The sequence below is a fragment of the Micromonospora kangleipakensis genome, assembly GCF_004217615.1.
Classification (GTDB): domain Bacteria; phylum Actinomycetota; class Actinomycetes; order Mycobacteriales; family Micromonosporaceae; genus Micromonospora; species Micromonospora kangleipakensis.
Genome location: NZ_SHLD01000001.1, coordinates 1,812,434 through 1,833,596 on the forward strand (window position 1 = coordinate 1,812,434; position 21,163 = coordinate 1,833,596).

20 protein-coding genes are annotated in these 21,163 nt (G+C 71.9%); 13 read left to right on the top strand and 7 right to left on the bottom strand.

Annotation, left to right across the window (positions count from 1 at the left end):
* Positions 1–170: 170 nt before the first annotated feature.
* The 5 genes from EV384_RS08820 (at position 171) to EV384_RS08840 (ending at position 5,754) form a co-directional block, all read left to right on the top strand.
* Positions 171–2,702: a bifunctional FO biosynthesis protein CofGH gene (locus EV384_RS08820; RefSeq protein WP_130331847.1), complete on the top strand. Its 2,532-nt coding sequence runs from the start codon at positions 171–173 to the stop codon at positions 2,700–2,702.
* 170 nt (positions 2,703–2,872) lie between these two features.
* Positions 2,873–3,148, top strand: coding sequence for a hypothetical protein (locus EV384_RS08825; protein WP_130331849.1), 276 nt, complete (start codon positions 2,873–2,875; stop codon positions 3,146–3,148).
* Between the two features lie 102 nt (positions 3,149–3,250).
* Positions 3,251–4,648: a DUF4331 domain-containing protein gene (locus EV384_RS08830; protein WP_130331851.1), complete on the top strand. Its 1,398-nt coding sequence runs from the start codon at positions 3,251–3,253 to the stop codon at positions 4,646–4,648.
* Between the two features lie 11 nt (positions 4,649–4,659).
* Positions 4,660–4,998: a phospholipase gene (locus tag EV384_RS08835; RefSeq protein WP_130331853.1), complete on the top strand. Its 339-nt coding sequence runs from the start codon at positions 4,660–4,662 to the stop codon at positions 4,996–4,998.
* Between the two features lie 495 nt (positions 4,999–5,493).
* Entirely contained in the window at positions 5,494–5,754 is a 261-nt protein-coding gene (locus tag EV384_RS08840; RefSeq protein WP_013284161.1) for a WhiB family transcriptional regulator, read from the top strand.
* Between the two features lie 166 nt (positions 5,755–5,920).
* Here EV384_RS08840 and EV384_RS08845 read toward each other — a convergent pair whose 3' ends face one another.
* Positions 5,921–6,370, bottom strand: a complete 450-nt coding sequence (locus EV384_RS08845) for a metallopeptidase family protein (RefSeq protein ID WP_088963879.1) — start codon at positions 6,368–6,370, stop codon at positions 5,921–5,923.
* Positions 6,371–6,524: 154 nt separating this feature from the next.
* Here EV384_RS08845 and EV384_RS08850 point away from each other — a divergent pair, with 154 nt between their 5' ends.
* Complete coding sequence (locus EV384_RS08850) at positions 6,525–6,893, top strand: DUF3499 domain-containing protein (protein ID WP_130331855.1); 369 nt, start codon at positions 6,525–6,527, stop codon at positions 6,891–6,893.
* 165 nt (positions 6,894–7,058) lie between these two features.
* Here EV384_RS08850 and EV384_RS08855 read toward each other — a convergent pair whose 3' ends face one another.
* The 4 genes from EV384_RS08855 to EV384_RS08870 form a co-directional block, all read right to left on the bottom strand.
* Entirely contained in the window at positions 7,059–8,435 is a 1,377-nt protein-coding gene (locus EV384_RS08855) for an NAD(P)/FAD-dependent oxidoreductase (RefSeq protein ID WP_207232269.1), read from the bottom strand.
* Positions 8,435–9,238, bottom strand: a complete 804-nt coding sequence (locus EV384_RS08860; protein ID WP_130331859.1) for a pyridoxamine 5'-phosphate oxidase family protein — start codon at positions 9,236–9,238, stop codon at positions 8,435–8,437. The genes EV384_RS08855 and EV384_RS08860 overlap by 1 nt, the downstream gene beginning before the upstream one ends.
* On the bottom strand, positions 9,223–10,569 hold the full coding sequence (locus EV384_RS08865) for an aspartate aminotransferase family protein (RefSeq protein WP_130331861.1): 1,347 nt from the start codon (positions 10,567–10,569) through the stop codon (positions 9,223–9,225). The genes EV384_RS08860 and EV384_RS08865 overlap by 16 nt, the downstream gene beginning before the upstream one ends.
* A gap of 148 nt (positions 10,570–10,717) precedes the next feature.
* Positions 10,718–11,230: an Lrp/AsnC family transcriptional regulator gene (locus tag EV384_RS08870; protein ID WP_130331863.1), complete on the bottom strand. Its 513-nt coding sequence runs from the start codon at positions 11,228–11,230 to the stop codon at positions 10,718–10,720.
* Between the two features lie 207 nt (positions 11,231–11,437).
* Between EV384_RS08870 and EV384_RS08875 the strand changes: the two genes are divergently transcribed.
* From EV384_RS08875 to speB, 7 genes are read left to right on the top strand one after another with little or no spacing between them, the layout of a single operon-like run.
* The gene (locus EV384_RS08875; protein ID WP_130331865.1) at positions 11,438–12,622 is read left to right on the top strand and encodes a polyamine ABC transporter substrate-binding protein; all 1,185 of its coding nucleotides are present in this window, start codon (positions 11,438–11,440) and stop codon (positions 12,620–12,622) included.
* A gap of 5 nt (positions 12,623–12,627) precedes the next feature.
* On the top strand, positions 12,628–13,779 hold the full coding sequence (locus EV384_RS08880; RefSeq protein WP_130331867.1) for an ABC transporter ATP-binding protein: 1,152 nt from the start codon (positions 12,628–12,630) through the stop codon (positions 13,777–13,779).
* Complete coding sequence (locus EV384_RS08885; protein WP_130331869.1) at positions 13,776–14,687, top strand: ABC transporter permease; 912 nt, start codon at positions 13,776–13,778, stop codon at positions 14,685–14,687. The genes EV384_RS08880 and EV384_RS08885 overlap by 4 nt, the downstream gene beginning before the upstream one ends.
* Positions 14,687–15,514 (top strand): ABC transporter permease, encoded by an 828-nt coding sequence (locus EV384_RS08890; RefSeq protein WP_165439891.1) that lies wholly within the window; start codon positions 14,687–14,689, stop codon positions 15,512–15,514. The genes EV384_RS08885 and EV384_RS08890 overlap by 1 nt, the downstream gene beginning before the upstream one ends.
* Positions 15,511–16,932 (top strand): NAD(P)/FAD-dependent oxidoreductase, encoded by a 1,422-nt coding sequence (locus EV384_RS08895; protein ID WP_130331873.1) that lies wholly within the window; start codon positions 15,511–15,513, stop codon positions 16,930–16,932. The genes EV384_RS08890 and EV384_RS08895 overlap by 4 nt, the downstream gene beginning before the upstream one ends.
* Positions 16,932–18,134 (top strand): saccharopine dehydrogenase family protein, encoded by a 1,203-nt coding sequence (locus EV384_RS08900; protein WP_130331875.1) that lies wholly within the window; start codon positions 16,932–16,934, stop codon positions 18,132–18,134. Before EV384_RS08895 ends, EV384_RS08900 begins: the two co-directional genes overlap by 1 nt.
* A complete protein-coding gene (gene speB / locus EV384_RS08905) occupies positions 18,131–19,144 on the top strand; it encodes an agmatinase (RefSeq protein ID WP_130331877.1) in 1,014 nt (337 codons plus the stop codon). The genes EV384_RS08900 and speB overlap by 4 nt, the downstream gene beginning before the upstream one ends.
* A gap of 96 nt (positions 19,145–19,240) precedes the next feature.
* Here speB and EV384_RS08910 read toward each other — a convergent pair whose 3' ends face one another.
* Positions 19,241–19,639 (bottom strand): DUF779 domain-containing protein, encoded by a 399-nt coding sequence (locus EV384_RS08910; RefSeq protein ID WP_242623988.1) that lies wholly within the window; start codon positions 19,637–19,639, stop codon positions 19,241–19,243.
* Positions 19,639–21,144, bottom strand: a complete 1,506-nt coding sequence (adh, locus tag EV384_RS08915) for an aldehyde dehydrogenase (protein WP_130331879.1) — start codon at positions 21,142–21,144, stop codon at positions 19,639–19,641. The genes EV384_RS08910 and adh overlap by 1 nt, the downstream gene beginning before the upstream one ends.
* Positions 21,145–21,163 lie beyond the last annotated feature (19 nt).

A 21,163-nucleotide genomic window follows, 5' to 3' on the forward strand; every position in this document is an offset into this window, starting at 1 on the left:
GACCGCCCGACAGGACCGCACACCGCACCGGAGGAGTGGCCTCCGCACGCCGGGAGGCCACTCTTTCCGTTGACGCGCGGCTCGTCAGGCGAGCCGCCGGCTGGCGGCGTCCGGGGTGGGGTCCGGGCGTGCGGTCGGGGCCGCCGAGGGTCAGCGCATAGGCTGAGCGGATGGTTGATCGCACCGACTCCGCCCCGACCGCGGCGAGCGTGCAGCGGGCGCTGCGGCGGGCCGCGACCGGGCGGGCGCTGGACCTCGACGAGGCGACCGCGCTGCTGACCGCCCGGGGCGCCGCGCTGGACGAGCTGCTCCGGATCGCCGGCGACATCCGCGACGCCGGGCTGCGCGAGGCCGGCCGTCCCGGTGTGGTCACCTTCTCCAAGAAGGTCTTCGTCCCGCTGACCCGGCTCTGCCGGGACCGCTGCCACTACTGCACCTTCGCCACGGTGCCGCATCGGCTGCCGGCCGCGTTCCTCGACCGGGACGAGGTGCTGGCGATCGCCCGCGAGGGCGCGGCGCAGGGCTGCAAGGAGGCGCTCTTCACGCTCGGCGACCGCCCCGAGGAGCGCTGGCCGGCGGCGCGGCAGTGGCTGGACGAGCGCGGCTACGACTCCACCCTGGACTACCTGCGCGCCTGCGCGGTGGCGGTGCTGGAGGAGACCGGACTGCTGCCGCACCTGAACCCGGGCGTCCTGTCCTGGTCGGAGTTGCAACGGCTCAAGCCGGTCGCGCCGAGCATGGGGATGATGCTGGAGACCACGGCGACCCGGCTCTGGTCGGAGCCGGGCGGCCCGCATTTCGGCTCGCCGGACAAGGAGCCGGCGGTCCGGCTCCGGGTGCTCGACGACGCCGGCCGGGTGGGGGTGCCGTTCACCACCGGCATCCTCATCGGCATCGGGGAGACCCCCGCCGAGCGGGTCGACGCGCTCTTCGCGATCCGCCGCGCGCAGCGGGAGTACGGCCACCTCCAGGAGGTGATCGTGCAGAACTTCCGCGCCAAGCCGGACACCGCGATGCGCGGCATGCCCGACGCCGAGCTGCACGACCTGGCCGCCACGGTTGCGGTGGCCCGGGTGCTGCTCGGGCCGCGGGCCCGGATCCAGGCCCCGCCGAACCTGATCGAGGGCGAGTACGACCTCCTCCTGCGCGCCGGCATCGACGACTGGGGCGGGGTGTCCCCGGTGACCCCGGACCACGTCAACCCGGAGCGCCCCTGGCCGCAACTCGACGAGCTGGCCCGGCACACCGCTGCGGCGGGCTTCACGCTGCGGGAACGGCTCACCGTCTACCCCGAGTACGTCCGGGCCGGCGACCCCTGGCTGGATCCGCGCCTGCTGCCGCACGTGACCGCGCTGGCGGATCCGGCGACCGGCCTCGCGGTCGAGTCGGCCCGCCCGGTGGGCCGCCCGTGGCAGGAGCCGGAGGAGGTGTTCGGCGGCCGGACCGACCTGCACGTGACCATCGACACCGCCGGGCGTACCGACGACCGGCGCGGCGACTTCGACAGCGTCTACGGTGACTGGTCGGAGGTGGCCGGCAAGGCCGACGCCAGCCTGGCCGGCGCCCGCGCCGGGGCGACCGGCGGCGCGGGCGACCACGATCTGCGTACCGGGCTGCGGTTGGCCGCCGACGACCCGGCGGCGCTGCTGGAGCCGCGGCACGCGGACGCGGCGCTGGCGCTCTTCGCCGCCGACGGCCCGGCGCTGGACGAGCTCTGCCGGCGCGCCGACGAGGTGCGGCGGGACGTGGTCGGCGACGAGGTCACCTACGTGGTCAACCGCAACATCAACTTCAGCAACGTCTGCTACGTCGGCTGCCGGTTCTGCGCCTTCGCCCAGCGGGAGAGCGACGCGGACGCGTTCCGGCTGTCGCTGGAGCAGGTCGCCGACCGGGCCGAGGAGGCGTGGGCCGTCGGCGCCAGCGAGGTCTGCCTCCAGGGCGGGATCGATCCGAAGCTCCCGGTCACCGGCTACGCCGACCTGGTCCGGGCGATCAAGGCGCGCGTGCCGGGGATGCACGTGCACGCCTTCTCCCCGATGGAGATCGTCACGGCCGCCGCGAAGGCCGGCGTACCGGTGAAGGAGTGGCTGGTCCAGCTCCGGGAGGCCGGCCTGGACACCATCCCGGGCACCGCCGCGGAGATCCTCGACGACGAGGTGCGCTGGGTGCTCACCAAGGGCAAACTGCCGGCCGCCGCCTGGGTCGAGGTGGTGAGCACGGCCCACGAGCTGGGCATCCGGTCCAGCTCCACGATGATGTACGGCCACGTCGACCACCCGGGCCAGTGGCTCGCCCACTTCCGGGTGCTGGCCGGGGTGCAGGATCGCACCGGCGGCTTCACCGAGTTCGTGGCGCTGCCGTTCGTGCACACCAACGCGCCGATCTACCTGGCCGGCATCGCCCGGCCCGGCCCGACCTGGCGGGAGAACCGGGTGGTGCACGCGATGGCCCGGCTGCTGCTGCACGGTCGGATCGACAACATCCAGTGCTCCTGGGTGAAGCTGGGCGACGAGGGCACCGTGGCGATGCTCCGGGGCGGCTGCAACGACCTGGGCGGCACGCTGATGGAGGAGACCATCTCCCGGATGGCGGGCTCGGGCAACGGCTCGGCGCGTACCGAGGAGCAGCTGCGGGCGATCGCGGCGGCGGCGGGGCGGCCGGCCCGCAAGCGGACGACCGCGTACGGTCACGCCCGCGCGTAGCGTCGAACCTTTCCCCGCCGCCGGCCGTACCACCGGATGCCGGCGGCGGTTGCGGCGAGGACCGCCGCCGGCAGCCCCCACCGGGGGTGCCCGGCGGCGTCCGCCTCGGCGGAGCGCCCGGGGCTCCCGATCACCGCGGGCGCTGACGCGCCGGCCCGGAAAGGTTGCCCATGACCACTGATCAGCGGAAGCGGCCCTGGCCGCGACTGACCCGCCGGCAGACGTTGACCGCCGCGGCGAGCGCCACCCTCGGCGCCGCCGCCCTCACCGTGCCGGGCCTGTCGGCCGCACAGAACACCCCGTCCGCGGGCCGCCGGGACGACCCGATCGTGGTCCACCTCCGCGACGCGGCCTCCGGGACCATGGACGTCTTCGTCGGCACGACCCGGATCGAGGTACGCGACCGCGCCCTGGCGGACCGGTTGCGGCGCGCCGCCCGACGCTGACCCGCCCGCGCCGTCCGGCGGCGCGGCCACTCCCGGCGCAGGCTCTCGGCGCCGGTGATCCCGTTCGACCATCGCTTCCCAGACGCAAAGGTGTGGTCCGCCATGTCCTCCCACCGCGAAGCCCCGGAGATAGCCAAGGATCCGGTCGCCGACAGCTCCGACCTGTACGCGTTCGTCAGTCCCGATCATCCGGACACGGTCACGTTGATCGCCAACTACGTGCCGTTGCAGCTCCCCTCGGGCGGTCCGAACTTCTTCGAGTTCGGTGACGACGTGCGGTACGAGATTCATATCGACAACGATGGCGACGGCTATCCCGATGTGACGTACCGGTTCGAATTCAGCACCGAGATCACGAATCCGAACAGCTTTCTCTACAACACCGGGCCGATCGAGTCGCTGGAGAGCAAGAACTGGAACCGGCGGCAGTTCTACCGGCTGACCCGGGTGGCCGACGGCAAGGAGCGCGTGCTCGCGCACAAGCTGCCCTGCCCGCCGTGCAACGTCGGCCCGCTCTCCACCCCGAAGTACCACGACCTGGTCCGGCAGGCCACGTACCGCCTCTCCACCGGGGAGAAGGTCTTCGCCGGGCAGCGGGCGGACGGCTTCTTCGTCGACCTCGGCGCGATCTTCGACCTCGGTACGCTGCGGCCGTTCCAGCAGCTGCACGTGGCCGGGAAGAAGATCTTCAAGGCCGAGGGGGAGCCGGTCAACGCGCTGGACCGGATGAACGTGCACAGCATCGCGGTGCAGGTGCCGCTGAGCCGGGTCCGCCGTAAGGCCGCCCGGTACGGCGCCGCCGACCGGGCCTCGACGATCGGGGTGTGGACGTCCGCATCGCGCCAGCAGGTGCGGGTGCTCGGCGACCGGGTCGCCGCGGACACCGCCGCCGGTCCGTTCACCCAGGTCTCCCGGCTCGGCAATCCACTGTTCAACGAGGTCGTCGTGCCGATGTCCGAGAAGGACCTGTGGAACACGTTGCCGCCCGCGGAGGACAAGCGGTTCGCCCGGTTCGTCGAGCAGCCGGAGCTGGCCGGGCTGCTGCCCGTGCTCTACCCGGGCGTCTTCCCCAACCTGGACGCGCTGAACAAGTCGAAGAAGCCGCGAGCGGACCTGGTGGCGATTCTGCTGACCGGCATTCCCGCCGGCCTGATCGACGGCTTCACCAACTCGACCGGCGACGTCCAGGCCGACATGCTGCGACTGAACACGGCGATCAAGCCGAGCCGCAAGCCGGACCGGTTCGGCGTGCTCGGCGGCGACCTGGCCGGCTTCCCGAACGGCCGCCGGGTCGGCGACGACGTGGTGAGCATCGCGCTGCGGGCCGTCGCCGGGGTCACCGTGCCGCTGGTGGACAAGGCGTTCAAGCCGGACGCCGCCGCGGCGGCGGTCACCCCTGGGTTGAGCGCCGCCGACGTGAGCGCCCCGTTCCTGGGCGACTTCCCGTTCCTCGGCACCCCGTACGACGGGTTCAACAACCCGCCGGCGGCGAAGTCCTGAAGGAGCGGGCCGTGCACGAGCACCACCACGCCTACGGGCCGACGGGCAGCGGCAGCGTCGTGCTGAACCTCGGCGGGAACTCCGGCGCGCTGATCATCTACACCGGACGCGAGCTGCACGGCCGGGAGATCGAGATCAGCCGGGACGACGAGGAGCGGCGTACGCACTCGGCGGTGCGGGAACGTCACGTCCGGGACGGGGTGTTCCACGGTGCCGTCTTCCCGGATCTGGAGGCGGGTCTCTATACCGTCTGGTGGGACGATCGGACACCGGCCGGAGCGATCTCCGTCACCGGTGGGGCGATCGCCGAATTCGTCTGGCCAACCAGCTCTCCACCGGGGGCGGGCTGATCCTCCGACCTCCTCCGGCCGCCGCGCCCCGTCCCATGCTGTGGACGGGGCGCTGTCGGCCATTCCCGCTCGACGGGCGGTCCGGGCGGACTCGGGTTAACCTTTGCCCCACCACAATGCTGATCTTGGACGCTGCCGCGCCGGCCGCCCGGGTACGGCCCGCCGGAACCTCCACCGGGGGTCTCCGGCGGTGTCGTCGCCCGGCGCGCCACGGCAGAAAAGCCGGGCAACTCGCCGGAGAGGGCGTTACTCGTCCGGGGTCTGAATCGATAGGGCAGGTTGCGAGGCTCGGGCGGCTCGGTCAGTCGTCCGGAACGTGTCGGGAGGGCGACTCCATTATCAAGTTCGGCTTGACGGCGCACGCATTACACGCGTGTAATTTGAATGGGGTTGTTCGCGCGGAACGCAACAAAATGTGACCGGACGGACAAGCACGCCTTTCGCGTGGGGGGTTGCAGCGGCGATGACGCCGGTGCGCGACAAGGAGGCATCTGTATGGACGGCCAGCTCGAGGTGGCCGACCTGCTCGGAAACGCGCCGGAGTGGCAGGAGCGGGCGCTCTGCTCGCAGACCGACCCGGAGGCGTTCTTTCCCGAGAAGGGCGGCTCGACCCGCGAGGCGAAGCGCATCTGCTCGCGTTGCGAAGTCAAGACGGAGTGCCTCGAATACGCTCTCGGCCACGACGAGCGGTTCGGGATCTGGGGTGGGCTCTCCGAGCGGGAGCGGCGCAAGCTCAAGCGGCGGGTCGCCGCCTGAGACGTGCCGGGCCGGGGCGGTGGGGGCCGCCCGGCTCGGGACGACAGCTCGGCCGGCGGGGGTCGGTCCGGGCGACGACGGCGGGTGCCGGCGACGCGACGGGGGTCGCGGCGGCCGGTGCCGCGGGTCGGCGGCCCGGTCTGCCGGCTGCGGCGGGGGCCGGGCCTTAGGCCAGTTCGTCGGGGTCTACCCCGAGCAGGTTCGCCACCTGCTCGATGATCACGTCGTGGACCAGGTCGGCGAGGTCCTCGCGGTCCATCGCCCGGAACTCCAGCGGCCGCCGGTAGAGCACGATCCGCGGCGGCACTTCCTGCCGCCCGGGGCGGCCCGGCAGCAGCCGGGCGAGCGGCACCTCGCCGTCCTCCAGCACGTCGGAGTCGTAGACGTTCAGGTCCGGCGGGACGTCCTCGACCGCGAACTCGACGCCGGCCAGCTCCTTGGCGAAGCGGCGCTCCAGCGTCTCCACCGTGTCCAGCACCAGGTCGTCGAAGACCTCCGCCTTGGTCCGCGCCAGCGGCACGGTGGCCGGCACCAGCCGCCCGCGCAGCCCTCGACCGTGCCGGTCGCGGTGGGTGCGCCGGCCGGAGCCGGGGCGGCGGTGTTCCGGGCTCGTCATGAGGAAGAGGGTAGCCCCCGCCGCCGGCCGGTCCGCCGCTGCGCCGCTGGTGCGGCGTGCCGATGCGCCGATCGGTGGAATTGTGATCACCGTGACGGGCGTGTCGCACCGCGAAGCGGTGCGCCGGACCCGGTAATGGGGATACCCTGCCGCCGTGAGGTCACCACGGCGCTGCTCCCGTAACGGCTGCCCCCGGCAAGCGGTCGCCACATTGACCTATGTCTACAACGAGTCGACAGCCGTGGTGGGCCCGCTCGCGGCCTTCGCCGAGCCGCACACGTACGACCTCTGTGAGCCGCACGCCCGCAACCTGACCGCCCCGCGCGGCTGGGACGTGGTCCGGCACGAGGGCGAGTTCGAGCCGCCGCCGCCCACCACCGATGACCTGGTCGCCCTGGCCGAGGCCGTCCGCGAGGCCGCCCGCCCGGCGCCGCCCCGTCCCCCCGCGGACGACCACGACCTCCACCAGAACCCCCCGACCGGCCGCCGCGGCCACCTCCGCGTAATCCCCCCCACCCACTAACCCCCCCCCGGCCCCCGCGGGTGTCCGCGTTGATCATGAAGTTGTTGGCAGGACCGACGGCGTGTCGTGGCAATAACTTCATGGTCAACCGGGGCGAGGCGCCGGTGCGTGGGCGGGGGGCAGGGGGCGGGGTTGGGGGGCGGGGTTGGGTGGGTGGGTGGGTCGTCAGTGGCCGAGGAGGCGGGAGAAGGCGGCGGCGCGGCGGGACGGGCGGTTGGTGCGGAGTTCGGCCTCGTCGGCGGAGAACATCAGCCTGAGGCCGGCGTTGACCGCCAGCCAGCGCAGCGGCTCGGGCTCCCAGCGGGGGGAGCGGTGGTTGACCCAGGGGAGCGCGGTCAGGTCGCTCTCCGCGCCCCGGATCAGGTCGGCGAGGGTACGCCCGGCGAGGTTGCTGGTGCCGACGCCGTCGCCGACGTACCCGCCGGCCCAGGCCAGCCCGGACGCCCGGTCGAGGCCGACGGAGGCGGCCCAGTCCCGGGCCACGCCGAGCGGCCCGCCCCAGGTCTGCGTCACCGGCACCTCCGGCCCGAGCACCGGGAAGAGCTCGCCGAGCACCCGGCGCAACGCGGCGAAGACCCGCGGCTCCCGGTCGTAGCCGGGGGCGGTGCGGGAGCCGAAGTGGTACGGGGCACCCCGCCCGCCGAAGGCCAGTCGACCGTCGGCGGTCCGCTGGCCGTAGATGATGACGTGCCGGTAGTCGGAGAAGGTCTCCCGCTCGGCCAGCCCGATCCGGGCCCAGGTCTCCTCCGCCAGCGGCTCGGTGGCGACCATCAGCGAGTAGACCGGCGCGACGGTCCGGCGCTGCCCCGGCAGGGCGGGGGTGAAGCCCTCGGTCGCCCGGACCACCACCGGCGCCCGGACCACCCCGGCGGGCGTCACCGCCGCGCCGGCCCGGACCGCCGTCACCGGCGTCCGCTCGAAGATGGTCACCCCACGGCGCTCGACCGCCCGGGCCAGCCCGCGGACCAGCCGGGCCGGCTGCACGGCGGCACAGTGCGGGGTGTACGTCCCACCGAGCACCCCGTCGGCGGCGCACCGCGCGGTGGCCTGGTCGGCGTCGAGGAGCACCAGGTCCTCGTCGGAGAGGCCGTACTCCCGGGCCTCGTCGACCGCGGCCCGGGCCCGGCCGAGCTGGGCCGCGGAGCGGGCCAGCACCACCGTCCCGCCCGGCTGCCAGTCGCAGTCGATGCCCTCGGCGGCGACCACCCTGCCGACCTCGCGGACGGTCTCCTGCATGGCCCGCTGCATGGCCAGGGCCCGGTCCCGCCCGTGCCGGCGGGCCAGCGCGGGCAGCGAGGTCGGGAAGAGCGCGGAGCACCAGCCGCCGTTGCGTCCGGAGGCGCCGTACCCGGCGATCTCCTTCTCCAGCACGGTGATCCGCAGCGTCGGGTCGGCCGCCGCCAGGTAGTACGCCGTCCACAGCCCGGTGTAGCCGGCTCCGACGATCACCACGTCCGCGTCGGCGTCGCCGGGCAGGGCGGGGCGCGGGGACAGCGGCTCGTCCACGCTGGACAGCCAGTACGACAGATCCTGGTAGCGCATCACCACTCCGGTGGGGGCAGGTCGTGGCGCAGCCGCGGGTCGGGCTGCGGATCTCCGTACGCCTCGACGACCGGCACCACGCCGGCCCAGACCGGCCGGTCGAGGTCGTCCTCGGAGTCGTCGGGCGGTCCGGCGCTGACCTTCACCGAGCACTCGTCGAGCGGCAGCGCGAGCACCAGCGTGGCGGCCAGCTCCTTCGCCGAGGGTGGCCGGATCACCGCCCCCCGGCCGGGCAGCAGGTGCTCGGAAAGGCGTTCCAGCGCGGCCAGCTTCTCCGCGCTGTCCAGCGCGGTCGGCGTGCCGAGCACCATCGCGCAGCGGTAGTTCATCGAGGACGCGAAGGCGCTGCGGGCCAGCACCAGGCCGTCGAGCAGGGTGACGGTCAGGCAGGCCGGCGCGCCAGCGGCGAGGTGCCGGAAGAGCCGGCTGCCGGTGGAGCCGTGCACCAGCACCCGGTCCCCGTCGCGGGCGTACGCCACCGGCAGCGCGTACGGCTGGTCGCCGTCGACGATGGCCAGGTGCCCGACCCGGCCGGCGTCGAGGACGGCGTGCAGGGCGGCGCGGTCGTGGACCGCGAGTTCGGGCAGCCGCCGGACCCGGGTGCGGGAGGTGCCACCGACGGCCCGGGCGCCGTCGGTCCGGTCCCCGGCGGAATGCGCGGCGGCCGGGGCCGCGGTCCCGGCGCCGTCGGTCCGGTCCCCGGCGGAAAGCGCGGCGGCTGGGGCTACGGTGCGGGGCCGGTCCCCGGTATCCCGGGAACCGGCCCCGTCCGACCCTGGCCCGCCGGTCAGAGGCGCGACCATGCCTCGGTCAGCACGCCGCGCAGGATCTGCTCGATCTCGTCGAACTGCTGCTGCTCGGCGATCAGCGGCGGGGCGAGCTGCACCACCGGGTCGCCCCGGTCGTCGGCGCGGCAGTAGAGGCCGGCCTGGAAGAGTGCGGTGGAGAGGAAGCCGCGCAGCAGCCGCTCGGACTCGGCCTCGTCGAAGGTCGCCTTGGTCGCCTTGTCCTTGACCAGCTCGATGCCGTAGAAGTAGCCGTCGCCCCGGACGTCGCCGACGATCGGCAGATCGTGGAGCTTCTCCAGGGTGGACCGGAAGGCGTCCTCGTTGGCCCGGACGTGCCCGACCAGGTCCTCGCGGGCGAAGACCTCCAGGTTGGCCAGGGCCACCGCGCAGGAGACCGGGTGGCCGCCGAAGGTCACCCCGTGCGCGAACATGCCGGTCTCGGTGAGGAACGGCTCCATCAGCCGCTCGCTGGCGATCATCGCGCCGAGCGGGGCGTACCCGGAGGTGATGCCCTTGGCGGTGGTGATGATGTCCGGCTGGTAGCCGTACCGGGTGGCGCCGAAGTACTCACCCAGCCGGCCCCAGGAGCAGATCACCTCGTCGCTCACGAGCAGCACGTCGTACGCGTCGCAGATCTCCCGGACCCGCTCGAAGTAGCCGGGCGGCGGGGGGAAGCAGCCGCCGGAGTTCTGCACCGGCTCCAGGAAGACCGCGGCGACGGTGTCCGGCCCTTCCCGCTCGATGGCGCGGCCGATCTCCTCGGCGGCCCAGCGGCCGAACGCCTCGGGGGAGTCGCCGTGCTCGGGGGCGCGGTAGAAGTTGGTGTTCGGCACCTTGATGCCGCCGGGAACCAGCGGCTCGAAGTCGCTCTTGATGCCGGGCAGGCCGGTGATCGACAGCGCGCCCATCGAGGTGCCGTGGTACGCGATGTAGCGGCTGACCACCTTGTGCTTGTTCGGCTGGCCGGTGCGCTTGAAGTAGGCCCGGGCCAGCTTCCACGCCGCCTCGACAGCCTCCGAGCCTCCGGTGGTGAAGAAGACCCGGTTCAGGTCGCCGGGGGCGAGGGAGGCGATCTTCTCGGCCAGCTCCACCGCCTTGGGGTGGGCGTACGACCAGAGCGGGAAGTAGGCCAGCTCGGCGGCCTGCTTGGCGGCCGCCTCGGCCAGCTCGGTGCGGCCGTGGCCGGCGTTGACGACGAAGAGCCCGGCGAGTCCGTCCAGGTAGCGGCGGCCGCGGGAGTCCCAGACGTACGCGCCCTCGCCGCGCACGATGGTCGGCACCTCGCCGTCGGAGTAGCTGGCCATCCGGGTGAAGTGCATCCAGAGGTGGTCGGTGGCGTTGGCCATGTCAGCCCCATCGGGTCTCGGGCCGGTCAGGGGTGATCACCGGCGCTCTGCCAACGGTTATCGCACAGCGGATGCCGATAACGCAAGTGCCAAGGGCCTAGCGCAACGGATTCAGCGAAAGTAGTTGCCTACTGCGACGGAATCCGTATCAGGCCGTACCCCAGGTGTAGGTCTGCTTGCGGAGCTTGAGGTAGACGAACGCCTCGGTCGCCAGCACGCCCTCGACGGCGCGCAGCTTCTGCAGGATCTCCAGCAGGTGGGCGTCGTTGCGGCAGACCACCTCGACCAGCAGGTCGAACGAGCCGGCCGTGATGACCACGTAGTCGATCTCCTCGAACCCGGCGAGCCGGTCGGCCACGGTCTCCAGGTCGCCGTCGGTGCGCAGCCCGATCATGGCCTGCCGGGGGAAGCCGAGCTGGAGCGGGTCGGTCACCGCGACGATCTGCATGACTCCGGCATCGAGCAGGCGCTGCACCCGCTGGCGGACCGCCGCCTCGGAGAGGCCGACCGCCTTGCCGATGCTCGCGTACGGGCGGCGGCCGTCCTCCTGAAGCTGCTCGATGATCTGCTTCGCCACGTCGTCGAGCAGAACGTGACTGGCTCCCTCGCGCACGGTGACGCGACGCGAGCCGTTGCCAGTCTCCAGGTGCCGGTTGTTCATCGCCGCTCCCCATGTCCGATTCCTTGGGGCTGAGCGTAGTGCCCCGCCGCAGTCTGGCGTATTTCGTCGCCCACGGCTATTCCCGCAACGGAATCCCTTGTAAGGAAGGTCACTCCATGTCAGGATCAGTCGTCCATCGCCACTGACCCTCCCGCCGGCGTGCCTCCCCCGTCCCGCCGCCGACGATGACCCCCTAGGAGTCGTCACATGCGTAGTCCCCTCCGGCCCCTGTCCCGGCGTGGTCTGCTCACCGGCACCCTCGGCTCGGCAGCGCTGCTGGCCACTGCCGGTGCGCTGACCGGTTGCGGCACGAAGGGCGCTCAGCAGACCGAGACCGGCTGCAAGAGCGATGACCTCTCCGCCACGGAGAAGAAGCTGGCCTTCTCGAACTGGCCGCAGTACATGGACGTCGACGAGAAGGACGAGTCGAAGCGCCCGTCGCTCGACGCGTTCATCGCCAAGTCCGGCATCCAGGTGACCTACACCGAGGACGTCAACGACAACAACGAGTTCTTCGGCAAGGTGCAGAACCAGCTCGCCGGCTGTCAGACCACCGGGCGGGACATCATGGTCCTCACCGACTGGATGGCGGCCCGGATGATCCGGCTCGGCTGGATCCAGAAGCTGGACAAGGCCAAGATGCCCAACGTCGAGGCCAACCTGCTCCCCTCGCTGCGCAACCGCTCCTTCGACCCGGACAGCCAGCAGGCCATCCCGTGGCAGTCCGGCCTCGCCGGCCTCGCCTACAACGCCAAGGTGGCCAAGGAGATCAAGACGGTCGACGACCTGCTCACCCGCCCCGACCTCAAGGGCAAGGTGACCGCCCTCTCCGAGATGCGGGACACCATGGGTCTGCTGCTCCAGTCCAACGGCCACGACCCGGCGAACTTCACCGCCGCGCAGTTCGACGACGCGCTGAACAAGCTCAAGAAGGCCGTGGAATCCAAGCAGATCCGCAAGTTCACCGGCAACGACTACGCCCCGGACCTGGCCAAGGGCGACATCGCCGCCTGCATCGGCTGGTCCGGCGACGTGATCCAGCTCGGCTTCGAGGACGAGAAGATCAAGTTCGTGGTGCCCGACTCCGGCGTGATGCTCTGGTCGGACAACATGCTCGTGCCGAACAAGGCCACCCACAAGGCCAACGCCGAAGAGCTGATGAACTACTACTACGACCCGGTGGTGGCCGCGAAGCTCGCCGCGTACGTGAACTACATCTGCCCGGTCAAGGGCGCGCAGGCCGAGATGGAGAAGATCGACCCGGAGCTGGCCGCCAACCCGCTGATCTTCCCGGACGAGGCGATGCTGTCGAAGTCCAAGGTCTTCATGGCCCTGGACGAGAAGCAGGAGAAGGACTACGAGGCCAAGTTCCAGCAGGTCATCGGAGCGTGAGAACGATGGGACACGAGACACCGGCCGGCGATCTGCGGCTGGCCAACCTGACCAAGCGGTTCGGCATCTTCACCGCGGTCGACGACCTCAGCCTGACCATCCCGCAGGGCTCGTTCTTCGCCCTGCTCGGCGCCTCCGGCTGCGGCAAGACCACCACCCTGCGGATGATCGCCGGGCTGGAGGAGCCGACCAGTGGGCAGGTGCTGCTCGGTGACCGGGACATCGCCCGGCTGCGGCCGTACAAGCGGCCGGTGAACACCGTGTTCCAGAGCTACGCGCTCTTCCCGCACCTGAACGTCGCCGACAACGTGGCCTTCGGGCTGCGCCGGCGCGGCATCCGTCAGGTCTCCGACCAGGTTCGGCGGATGCTCGCGCTGGTGCAGCTCGAAGGGTACGGCGATCGGCGGCCCGCCCAGCTCTCCGGCGGGCAGCAGCAGCGGGTCGCGCTGGCCCGCGCCCTGATCAACCACCCGCAGGTGCTGCTGCTGGACGAGCCGCTCGGCGCGCTCGACCTCAAGCTGCGCCGGCAGATGCAGATCGAGCTGAAGCGGATCCAGACCGAGGTCGGCATCACCTTCGTCCACGTCACCCACGACCAGGAGGAGGCCATGACCATGGCCGACACCGTCGCGGTGATGAACGCCGGGAAGATCGAGCAGCTCGGCGCCCCCGCCGACATCTACGAGTTCCCGGCCACCGCGTTCGTGGCGAACTTCCTCGGCCAGTCCAACCTGCTCGCCGGCGAGGCCGGCGGGACGAACGGCGGCGACGTCCTGGTCTCCGCGCACGGCGGGCGCTTCTCGGTGCCCGCCGCGCGGGCCCGCCTCGACCGGGGGCCGGTCTTCCTCGGGGTACGCCCCGAGAAGCTGCACCTGGTCGGAACCGCCGCCCAGGTGCCGGCCGGCCACCAGCACGTCGGCGGCGTGGTGACCGACGCCTCCTACGTCGGGGTGAGCACCCAGTACCTGGTGAAGACCGCCTGGGGCAGCGAGCTGTCGGCGTTCTCCGCCAACAGCGGCCTCGGCGGCCAGCTCCCGGTCGGCACCCCCGTGGTGGCGTACTGGGATCCGCGGCACGCCTTCCTGCTCCCCAGGGAGCCGGGCGAGGACGACCGCACCACCCCGCTGCTCGATGAGCCGGTGGGTGTCCTGCCATGACCGCCCTCGCGCACGTACCGGCCGGGTCGGGGCAGTCGGCGCCACCGCCGGCGCCCCGGCGCGGGCGGTACCGGCTGCTGCCGTACCTGCTGCTGCTGCCGGGCGCGGCCTGGCTGCTGATCTTCTTCGCCCTGCCGCTGCTCCAACTCGCCGCCGCCAGCCTCTACGACCGGAACGACTCGCTCGCCACCGGGTACGCGCCGGCCCTGGAGATCGGCAACTACTGGGACGCCCTGCAGGCGTACTGGCCGCAGTTCGCCCGGTCGTTCATCTACTCGGCGATCGCGCTGGTGCTGGCCCTGCTGATGGGCTATCCGCTGGCGTACGCGATCGCGCAGAAGGCCGGCCGGTGGAAGAACCTGCTGCTGGTCGCCGTGGTCGCGCCGATGTTCACCAGCTTCCTGGTCCGTACGCTGGCCTGGAAGACCATCCTGTCGGACAACGGCTGGGTGGTCGGGCTGCTGCGCGACGTGCACCTGCTCGGACCGGACGGCCGGCTGCTGGCCACCCCGACCGCGGTGGTGCTCGGCCTGACGTACAACTTCCTCCCCTTCCTGGTGCTGCCGCTGTACGCGAGCCTGGAGCGGCTGGACTACCGGCTGCTCGAGGCGGCGAGCGACCTCTACGCCAGCCCGCTGCGCGCGTTCCAGAAGGTCACCCTGCCGCTGTCGATGCCCGGCCTGATCGCCGGCACGCTGCTCTTCTTCATCCCGGCCACCGGTGACTACATCAACGCCGAACTGCTCGGCACCCCGAACGAATACATGATCGGCAACGTCATCGACTCGGCGTTCCTGGTCCGGCTGGACTACCCGCAGGGCGCGGCCCTGTCGTTCCTGCTGATGGCGGCGATTCTCGCGGTGGTCTTCCTCTACCTGCTCAAGGCCGGCACGGAGGAGGTGCTCTGATGAGAATCTCGCGTTGGTTGGCCGACCGGTGGGTGATGGGCGTCGCCCTGCTGGTCCTCGGCTACCTCTCGCTGCCGATCCTCGTGGTGGCCGGCCTCTCCTTCAACCGCCCCTCCAGCCGGCTCTCCTACGACTTCCACGAGTTCACCCTCGACAACTGGACGCACCCCTGCGCCACGTCGGACATGTGCGATGCCGTGGTCCGCAGCGTGCAGATCGGCTTCATCGCCACCGTGGTCTCCACGGTGCTCGGCACGCTGATGGCGTTCGCCCTGGTCCGGCACCGGTTCACCGGCCGCTCCGGGATCAACGTGCTGATCTTCCTGCCGATGGCCACCCCGGAACTGGTGATGGGCACCTCGCTGCTCGCCCTCTTCGTCTGGTCGGACGGCCAGCTCCGGGCCACCTTCGGCTTCGGCATCCCGCAGGGGTTCTGGACCATCGTCATCGCGCACGTGATGTTCTGCGTGTCGTTCGTGGTGGTCACCGTGAAGGCCCGCCTCGCCGGCATGGACCGGCGGCTGGAGGAGGCCGCGATGGACCTCTACGCCAGCGAGTGGCAGACCTTCCGGCGGATCACCCTGCCGCTGGTGCTGCCCGGCATCGTGGCCGCCGCGCTGCTCGCCTTCTCGCTCAGCTTCGACGACTTCATCATCACGAACTTCAACGCCGGCACCACCGTCACCTTCCCGATGTACGTCTGGGGCGCCGCGCAGCGTGGCATCCCGCCGCAGGTGAATGTCATCGGCACGGCGATGTTCGTGATCGCGCTGCTGCTGGTCGGCGTCAGCTCGCTGCGTGGCCGGCGGGCGAAGCGTTTGTCATGAAACTCCCGCATACCGGCCGGGCGCTGGCCGACGCGGCGCCCGTGCCGTACTGGCTCGACCGCCCGGAACGCCCCGACCCGCTGCCGCCGCTCACCGGTACGCACACCGCCGACCTGCTGGTCGTCGGCGGCGGGTACGCCGGGGTCTGGACCGCCCTGCTCGCCAAGCAGACCGACCCGGCCCGCGACGTGCTCCTGGTCGACGCCGGCACCTGCGGCTGGGCGGCGTCCGGGCGCAACGGCGGCTTCTGCGCCGCCTCGCTCACCCACGGGCTGGCCAACGGCGTCGACCGCTTCCCCGGCGAGATCGACGAGCTGGAACGGCTCGGCCGGGAGAACCTGGACGGCATCGCCGCCACGGTCGCCAAGTACGGCATCGACTGCGACTTCGAACGCACCGGCGAGCTGGCGGTGGCCGTCGAGCCGTACCAGCTCGCCGGGCTCGCCGAGGACGCCGAACTGGCGCGTAGGTACGGCCACGACGTCCGCCTGCTCGAACGGGACGAGGTCCGCGCCGAGGTGGACTCACCGACGTACCTCGGCGGGATGTGGGACCGGGACCGGGTGGCCATGCTCGACCCGGCGAAGCTGGCCTGGGGGCTGCGTCGGGCCTGCCTGGACCTCGGCGTGCGGATCCACGAGCACACCCGGGTCACCGGCCTGCGCCGCGACGGCGCGGCGCTGCGGCTCGCCACGGCCGGCGCCGCCGACGCCGCCCCGGGGAGCGTTCGCGCCCGGCAGGTCGCGCTCGCCACCAACGCGTTCCCGCCGCTGCTGCGCCGGCTGCGGGCCTGGCTGGTCCCGGTGTACGACTACGCGCTGATGACCGAGCCACTGACGCCCGAGCAGCGGAAGGCCATCGGCTGGGAGAACCGGCAGGGGCTCGCCGACACCGGCAACCAGTTCCACTACTACCGGATCACCACCGACGGCCGGATCCTCTTCGGCGGGTACGACGCGGTCTACCACTACGGCAACCGGATCGCGCCCGAGCTGGAACAGCGGACGGCCACCTTCACCGCCCTCGCCGAGCACTTCCACACCACCTTCCCGCAGTTGGAAGGCCTCCGCTTCAGCCACCGCTGGGGCGGGGTCATCGACACCTGCACCCGGTTCTGCCCGTTCTTCGGCACCGCCTACGAGGGCCGACTGGCGTACACCGCGGGGTTCACCGGGCTCGGCGTCGGGGCGACCCGGTTCGGCGCCCGGGTGATGCTCGACCTGCTCGGCGGCGAGGAGACCCCGCTGACCCGGCTCGACCTGGTGCGCAGCAAACCGCTGCCGTTCCCGCCGGAGCCGTTCCGCGCCACCGGCATCAATCTCACCCGCTGGTCGCTCGCCCGCGCCGACGCGCGCGAGGGCCGGCGCAACCTCTGGCTCCGTACGCTCGATCATCTTGGTTTGGGGTTTGATTCCTGATGCGCATCCTGCTCGTCGGCGCCGGTGGCGTCGGCTCCGCCGCCGTCGCCATCGCCGCGCGCCGCTCCTTCTTCGAGACCATCGTGGTCGCCGACTACGACCTGGGCCGTGCCTCCCGGGCGATCGCCGAGCACGACGGCCGCTTCGTCGCCGCCCAGGTCGACGCCGCCTCGGCGGACGCGGTCGCCGCGCTCTGCCGGGAGCACCGGATCACCCACGTGCTCAACGCAGTCGACCCGCGCTTCGTCATGCCCATCTTCGACGGCGCGTTCGCCGCCGGGGCCGACTACCTGGACATGGCGATGTCCCTGTCCCACCCGCACCCGTCCCAGCCGTACGCGGAGACCGGCGTGAGGCTCGGCGACGACCAGTTCGCCCGCTCCGGCGAGTGGTCGGCGGCGGGACGGCTGGCGCTCTGCGGCATCGGCATCGAGCCCGGCCTGTCGGACGTCTTCGCCCGCTACGCCGCCGACGAGCTGTTCAGCGAGATCGACGAGATCGGGGTCCGCGACGGCGCGAACCTCACCGTCGACGGGTACGACTTCGCGCCGTCGTTCTCCATCTGGACGACCATCGAGGAGTGCCTCAACCCGCCGGTGATCTGGGAGGCCGACCGGGGCTGGTACACCACGCCGCCGTTCAGCGAGCCGGAGGTCTTCGACTTCCCCGAGGGGATCGGCCCCGTCGAGTGCGTCAACGTGGAGCACGAGGAGGTGCTGCTGATCCCGCGCTGGGTGAAGGCGAAGCGCGTCACCTTCAAGTACGGCCTCGGCGACGAGTTCATCGAGGTGCTGAAGACCCTGCACAAGCTGGGCCTGGACTCGACCGCTCCGGTCCGGGTGGGCGGCGCTTCGGTGTCGCCGCGCGACGTGGTGGCCGCCTGCCTGCCCGACCCCGCGACCCTCGGCGACCGGATGCGCGGCAAGACCTGCGCCGGCACGTACGTCACCGGCACCGGGGTCGACGGCCGGCCCCGGAAGGTGTACCTCTACCACGTCGTCGACAACGGGTGGTCGATGAAGGAGTACGGCCACCAGGCGGTGGTCTGGCAGACGGCCGTCAACCCGGTCGTCGCCCTGGAACTGCTCGCCACCGGCGCCTGGTCCGGAGCCGGCGTGCTCGGCCCGGAGGCGCTGCCGCCGGTACCCTTCCTGGACCTGCTGACCGACTACGGCTCGCCGTGGGGGATGGAGGAGCGGTGACCCGCTACGGCCCGATGTTCGGCCCCGACATCACGTTCCTCGGCGTGCCGCCCTGCACCCTCGAGGAGCCGGTGACGTACGCGGACGCGGACGTGGTCATCGTCGGCGCGCCCTTCGACGGGGGCACCTCGCACCGGCCGGGCACCCGGTTCGGCCCGTCCGCCATCCGGCAGGCCTGCTACCTGCCGCACGACGGCTCCCGTCCGTCCCTGGCATTCCGCGTCGACGCCCTGCGCGACCTGCGGGTGTACGACGCCGGTGACGTCGAGATGTTCTCCGGCGACATCGAGCGGTCCCTGTCGTCCCTGGAGACGGCCGTGCACGCCGTCGCCGCCGCGGGGGCGATCCCGATCGTGCTCGGCGGCGACCATTCCATCGCCCTGCCCGACGCCACCGGGGTGGCCCGGCAGCACGGGCTCGGCCGGGTGTCGCTGGTGCACTTCGACGCGCACGCCGACACCGGGGACATCGAGTTCGGCTCGCTGCACGGGCACGGCCAGCCGATGCGCCGGCTCATCGAGTCCGGCGCGGTACGCGGCGACCGCTTCCTCCAGATCGGGCTGCGCGGCTACTGGCCCGGCCCGGAGACGCTGTCCTGGATGGCGGAGCAGCGGATGCGGTCGTACGAGATGACCGAGGTGGTCGCCCGCGGGCTCGACGAGTGCCTGTCGGAAGCCTTCGCGATCGCCACCGACGAGTGCGAGGGGGTCTTCCTCTCCGTCGACGTCGACGTGGTCGACCCCGGCATGGCCCCCGGCACCGGCACCCCCGAGCCGGGCGGCCTCACCTCCCGCCAACTCCTCGACGCGGTCCGCCGGGTCTGCTACGAGCTGCCGGTGGTGGGCGTCGACGTGGTCGAGGTGGCCCCGCCCTACGACCACGCCGACATCACCGCCTACCTCGGCAACCGCGTGGTCCTCGAGGCCCTGTCCGCAATCGCCCGCCGCCGCCGCGACGCCGCCGGCGGCCCACCCTGGAACCCGCGCCAACCCCTCCTCGACGCCCGCTAACCCCCCCCCGGCGATCTTGCACTTTGTGCCCCGCTTTACCGGCAAACTGCGCAGATCGCGGGCCCTAAGTGCAAGATCGCGGGTGCGTCGGGTCGGTCAGGGCGCGAGGTGGGAGCGGATCAGGAATCTCACGCCGTCGGGGGCCTCCAGGGAGAAGCCGCTGCCTCGGCCGGGGACGACGTCGACGGTGAGCCTGGTGTGTTTCCAGAGGTCCCACTGGGATCTCGACATCCAGAACTCGACGGGCTCGGGGACGCCGTCCACGGCGAGCGCCGCGAGGAGGACGTCCGAGCCGCCGGTGCGGAACTCGCCGGCCGGGTAGCACATCGGGGCGCTGCCGTCGCAGCAGCCGCCGGACTGGTGGAACATCAGCGGCCCGTGCCGCCCGCGCAGCGACCGGATCAGGTCGGCCGCGGCGGGCGTGACCGCCACGGGCGCCGGCGCCGCGGCGCCCGGCGAACCGGGCGCCGCGGCACCGTCGGAGACGGCACCCATCAGAAGAAGCCGAGCTTCTTGGTGGAGTAGCTGACCAGCAGGTTCTTGGTCTGCTGGTAGTGCTCCAGCATCATCTTGTGGTTCTCCCGGCCGATGCCGGACTGCTTGTACCCGCCGAACGCGGCGTGCGCCGGGTACGCGTGGTAGCAGTTCGTCCAGACCCGCCCGGCCTGGATCGACCGTCCGGCCCGGTACGCGGTGTTCATGTCCCGGGTCCAGACGCCCGCCCCGAGGCCGTACAGCGTGTCGTTGGCGATCTTCACCGCGTCGTCGAGATCGGCGAAGGAGGTCACCGAGACGACCGGGCCGAAGATCTCCTCCTGGAAGATCCGCATCGAGTTGTCGCCCTCGAAGACGGTCGGCTGCACGTAGTACCCGCCGGAGAGCTCCCCGCCCAGGTCGGCCCGCTCACCACCGGTCAGCACCCGGGCGCCCTCCTGCCGCCCGATGTCCAGGTAGGAGAGGATCTTCTCAAGCTGGTCGTTGGAGGCCTGCGCGCCGATCATCGTGTCGGTGTCCAGCGGGTGCCCCTGCTTGATCGCGCCGGTCCGGGAGACCGCTGCGGCCAGGAAGTCCGAGTAGTGCCCCTGCTGGATGAGGGCCCGGGACGGGCAGGTGCAGACCTCGCCCTGGTTGAGGGCGAACATGGTGAAGCCCTCGAGGGCCTTGTCCAGGAAGTCGTCGGAGCGGGCGCTGACGTCGTCGAAGAAGATGTTCGGGCTCTTGCCGCCCAGCTCCAGGGTGACCGGCTTGATGTTCTCGCTGGCGTACTGCATGATCAGCCGCCCGGTGGTGGTCTCGCCGGTGAACGCCACCTTCGCCACCCGCGGCGAGGACGCGAGCGGCTTGCCCGCCTCGACGCCGAAGCCGTTGACCACGTTGACCACGCCGGGCGGGAGCAGGTCGGCGATCAGCGACAGCAGGTAGTGGATGGACGCCGGGGTCTGCTCGGCCGGCTTGAGCACCACCGCGTTGCCGGCGGCGAGCGCCGGGGCGAGCTTCCAGGTGGCCATCAGGATCGGGAAGTTCCACGGGATGATCTGCCCGACCACGCCGAGCGGCTCGTGGAAGTGGTACGCCACGGTGTCGTCGTCGATCTCGCCGAGCGAGCCCTCCTGGGCCCGGATCGCCCCCGCGAAGTAGCGGAAGTGGTCGATCGCCAGGGGGATGTCGGCGGCGAGGGTCTCGCGTACCGGCTTGCCGTTCTCCCAGGTCTCGGCGACGGCGAGGGATTCCAGATTGTCCTGCATCCGGTCGGCGATCCTGTTGAGGATGAGCGCCCGCTCGGCGACCGAGGTGCGTCCCCAGGCGTCGGCGGCGCCGTGCGCGGCGTCGAGGGCCTTCTCGACGTCCTCGGCGGTGCCGCGGGCCACCTCGCAGAAGGTCTGGCCGGTGACCGGGGTCGGGTTCTCGAAGTACTGGCCGCCGTGCGGCTTGACGTACTCGCCGCCGATGAAGTGGTCGTAACGGGACTGCCAGTGGGTTGGGGCGTCGTAGCGCGCCATGGGTACCTCCGCCGTCCGT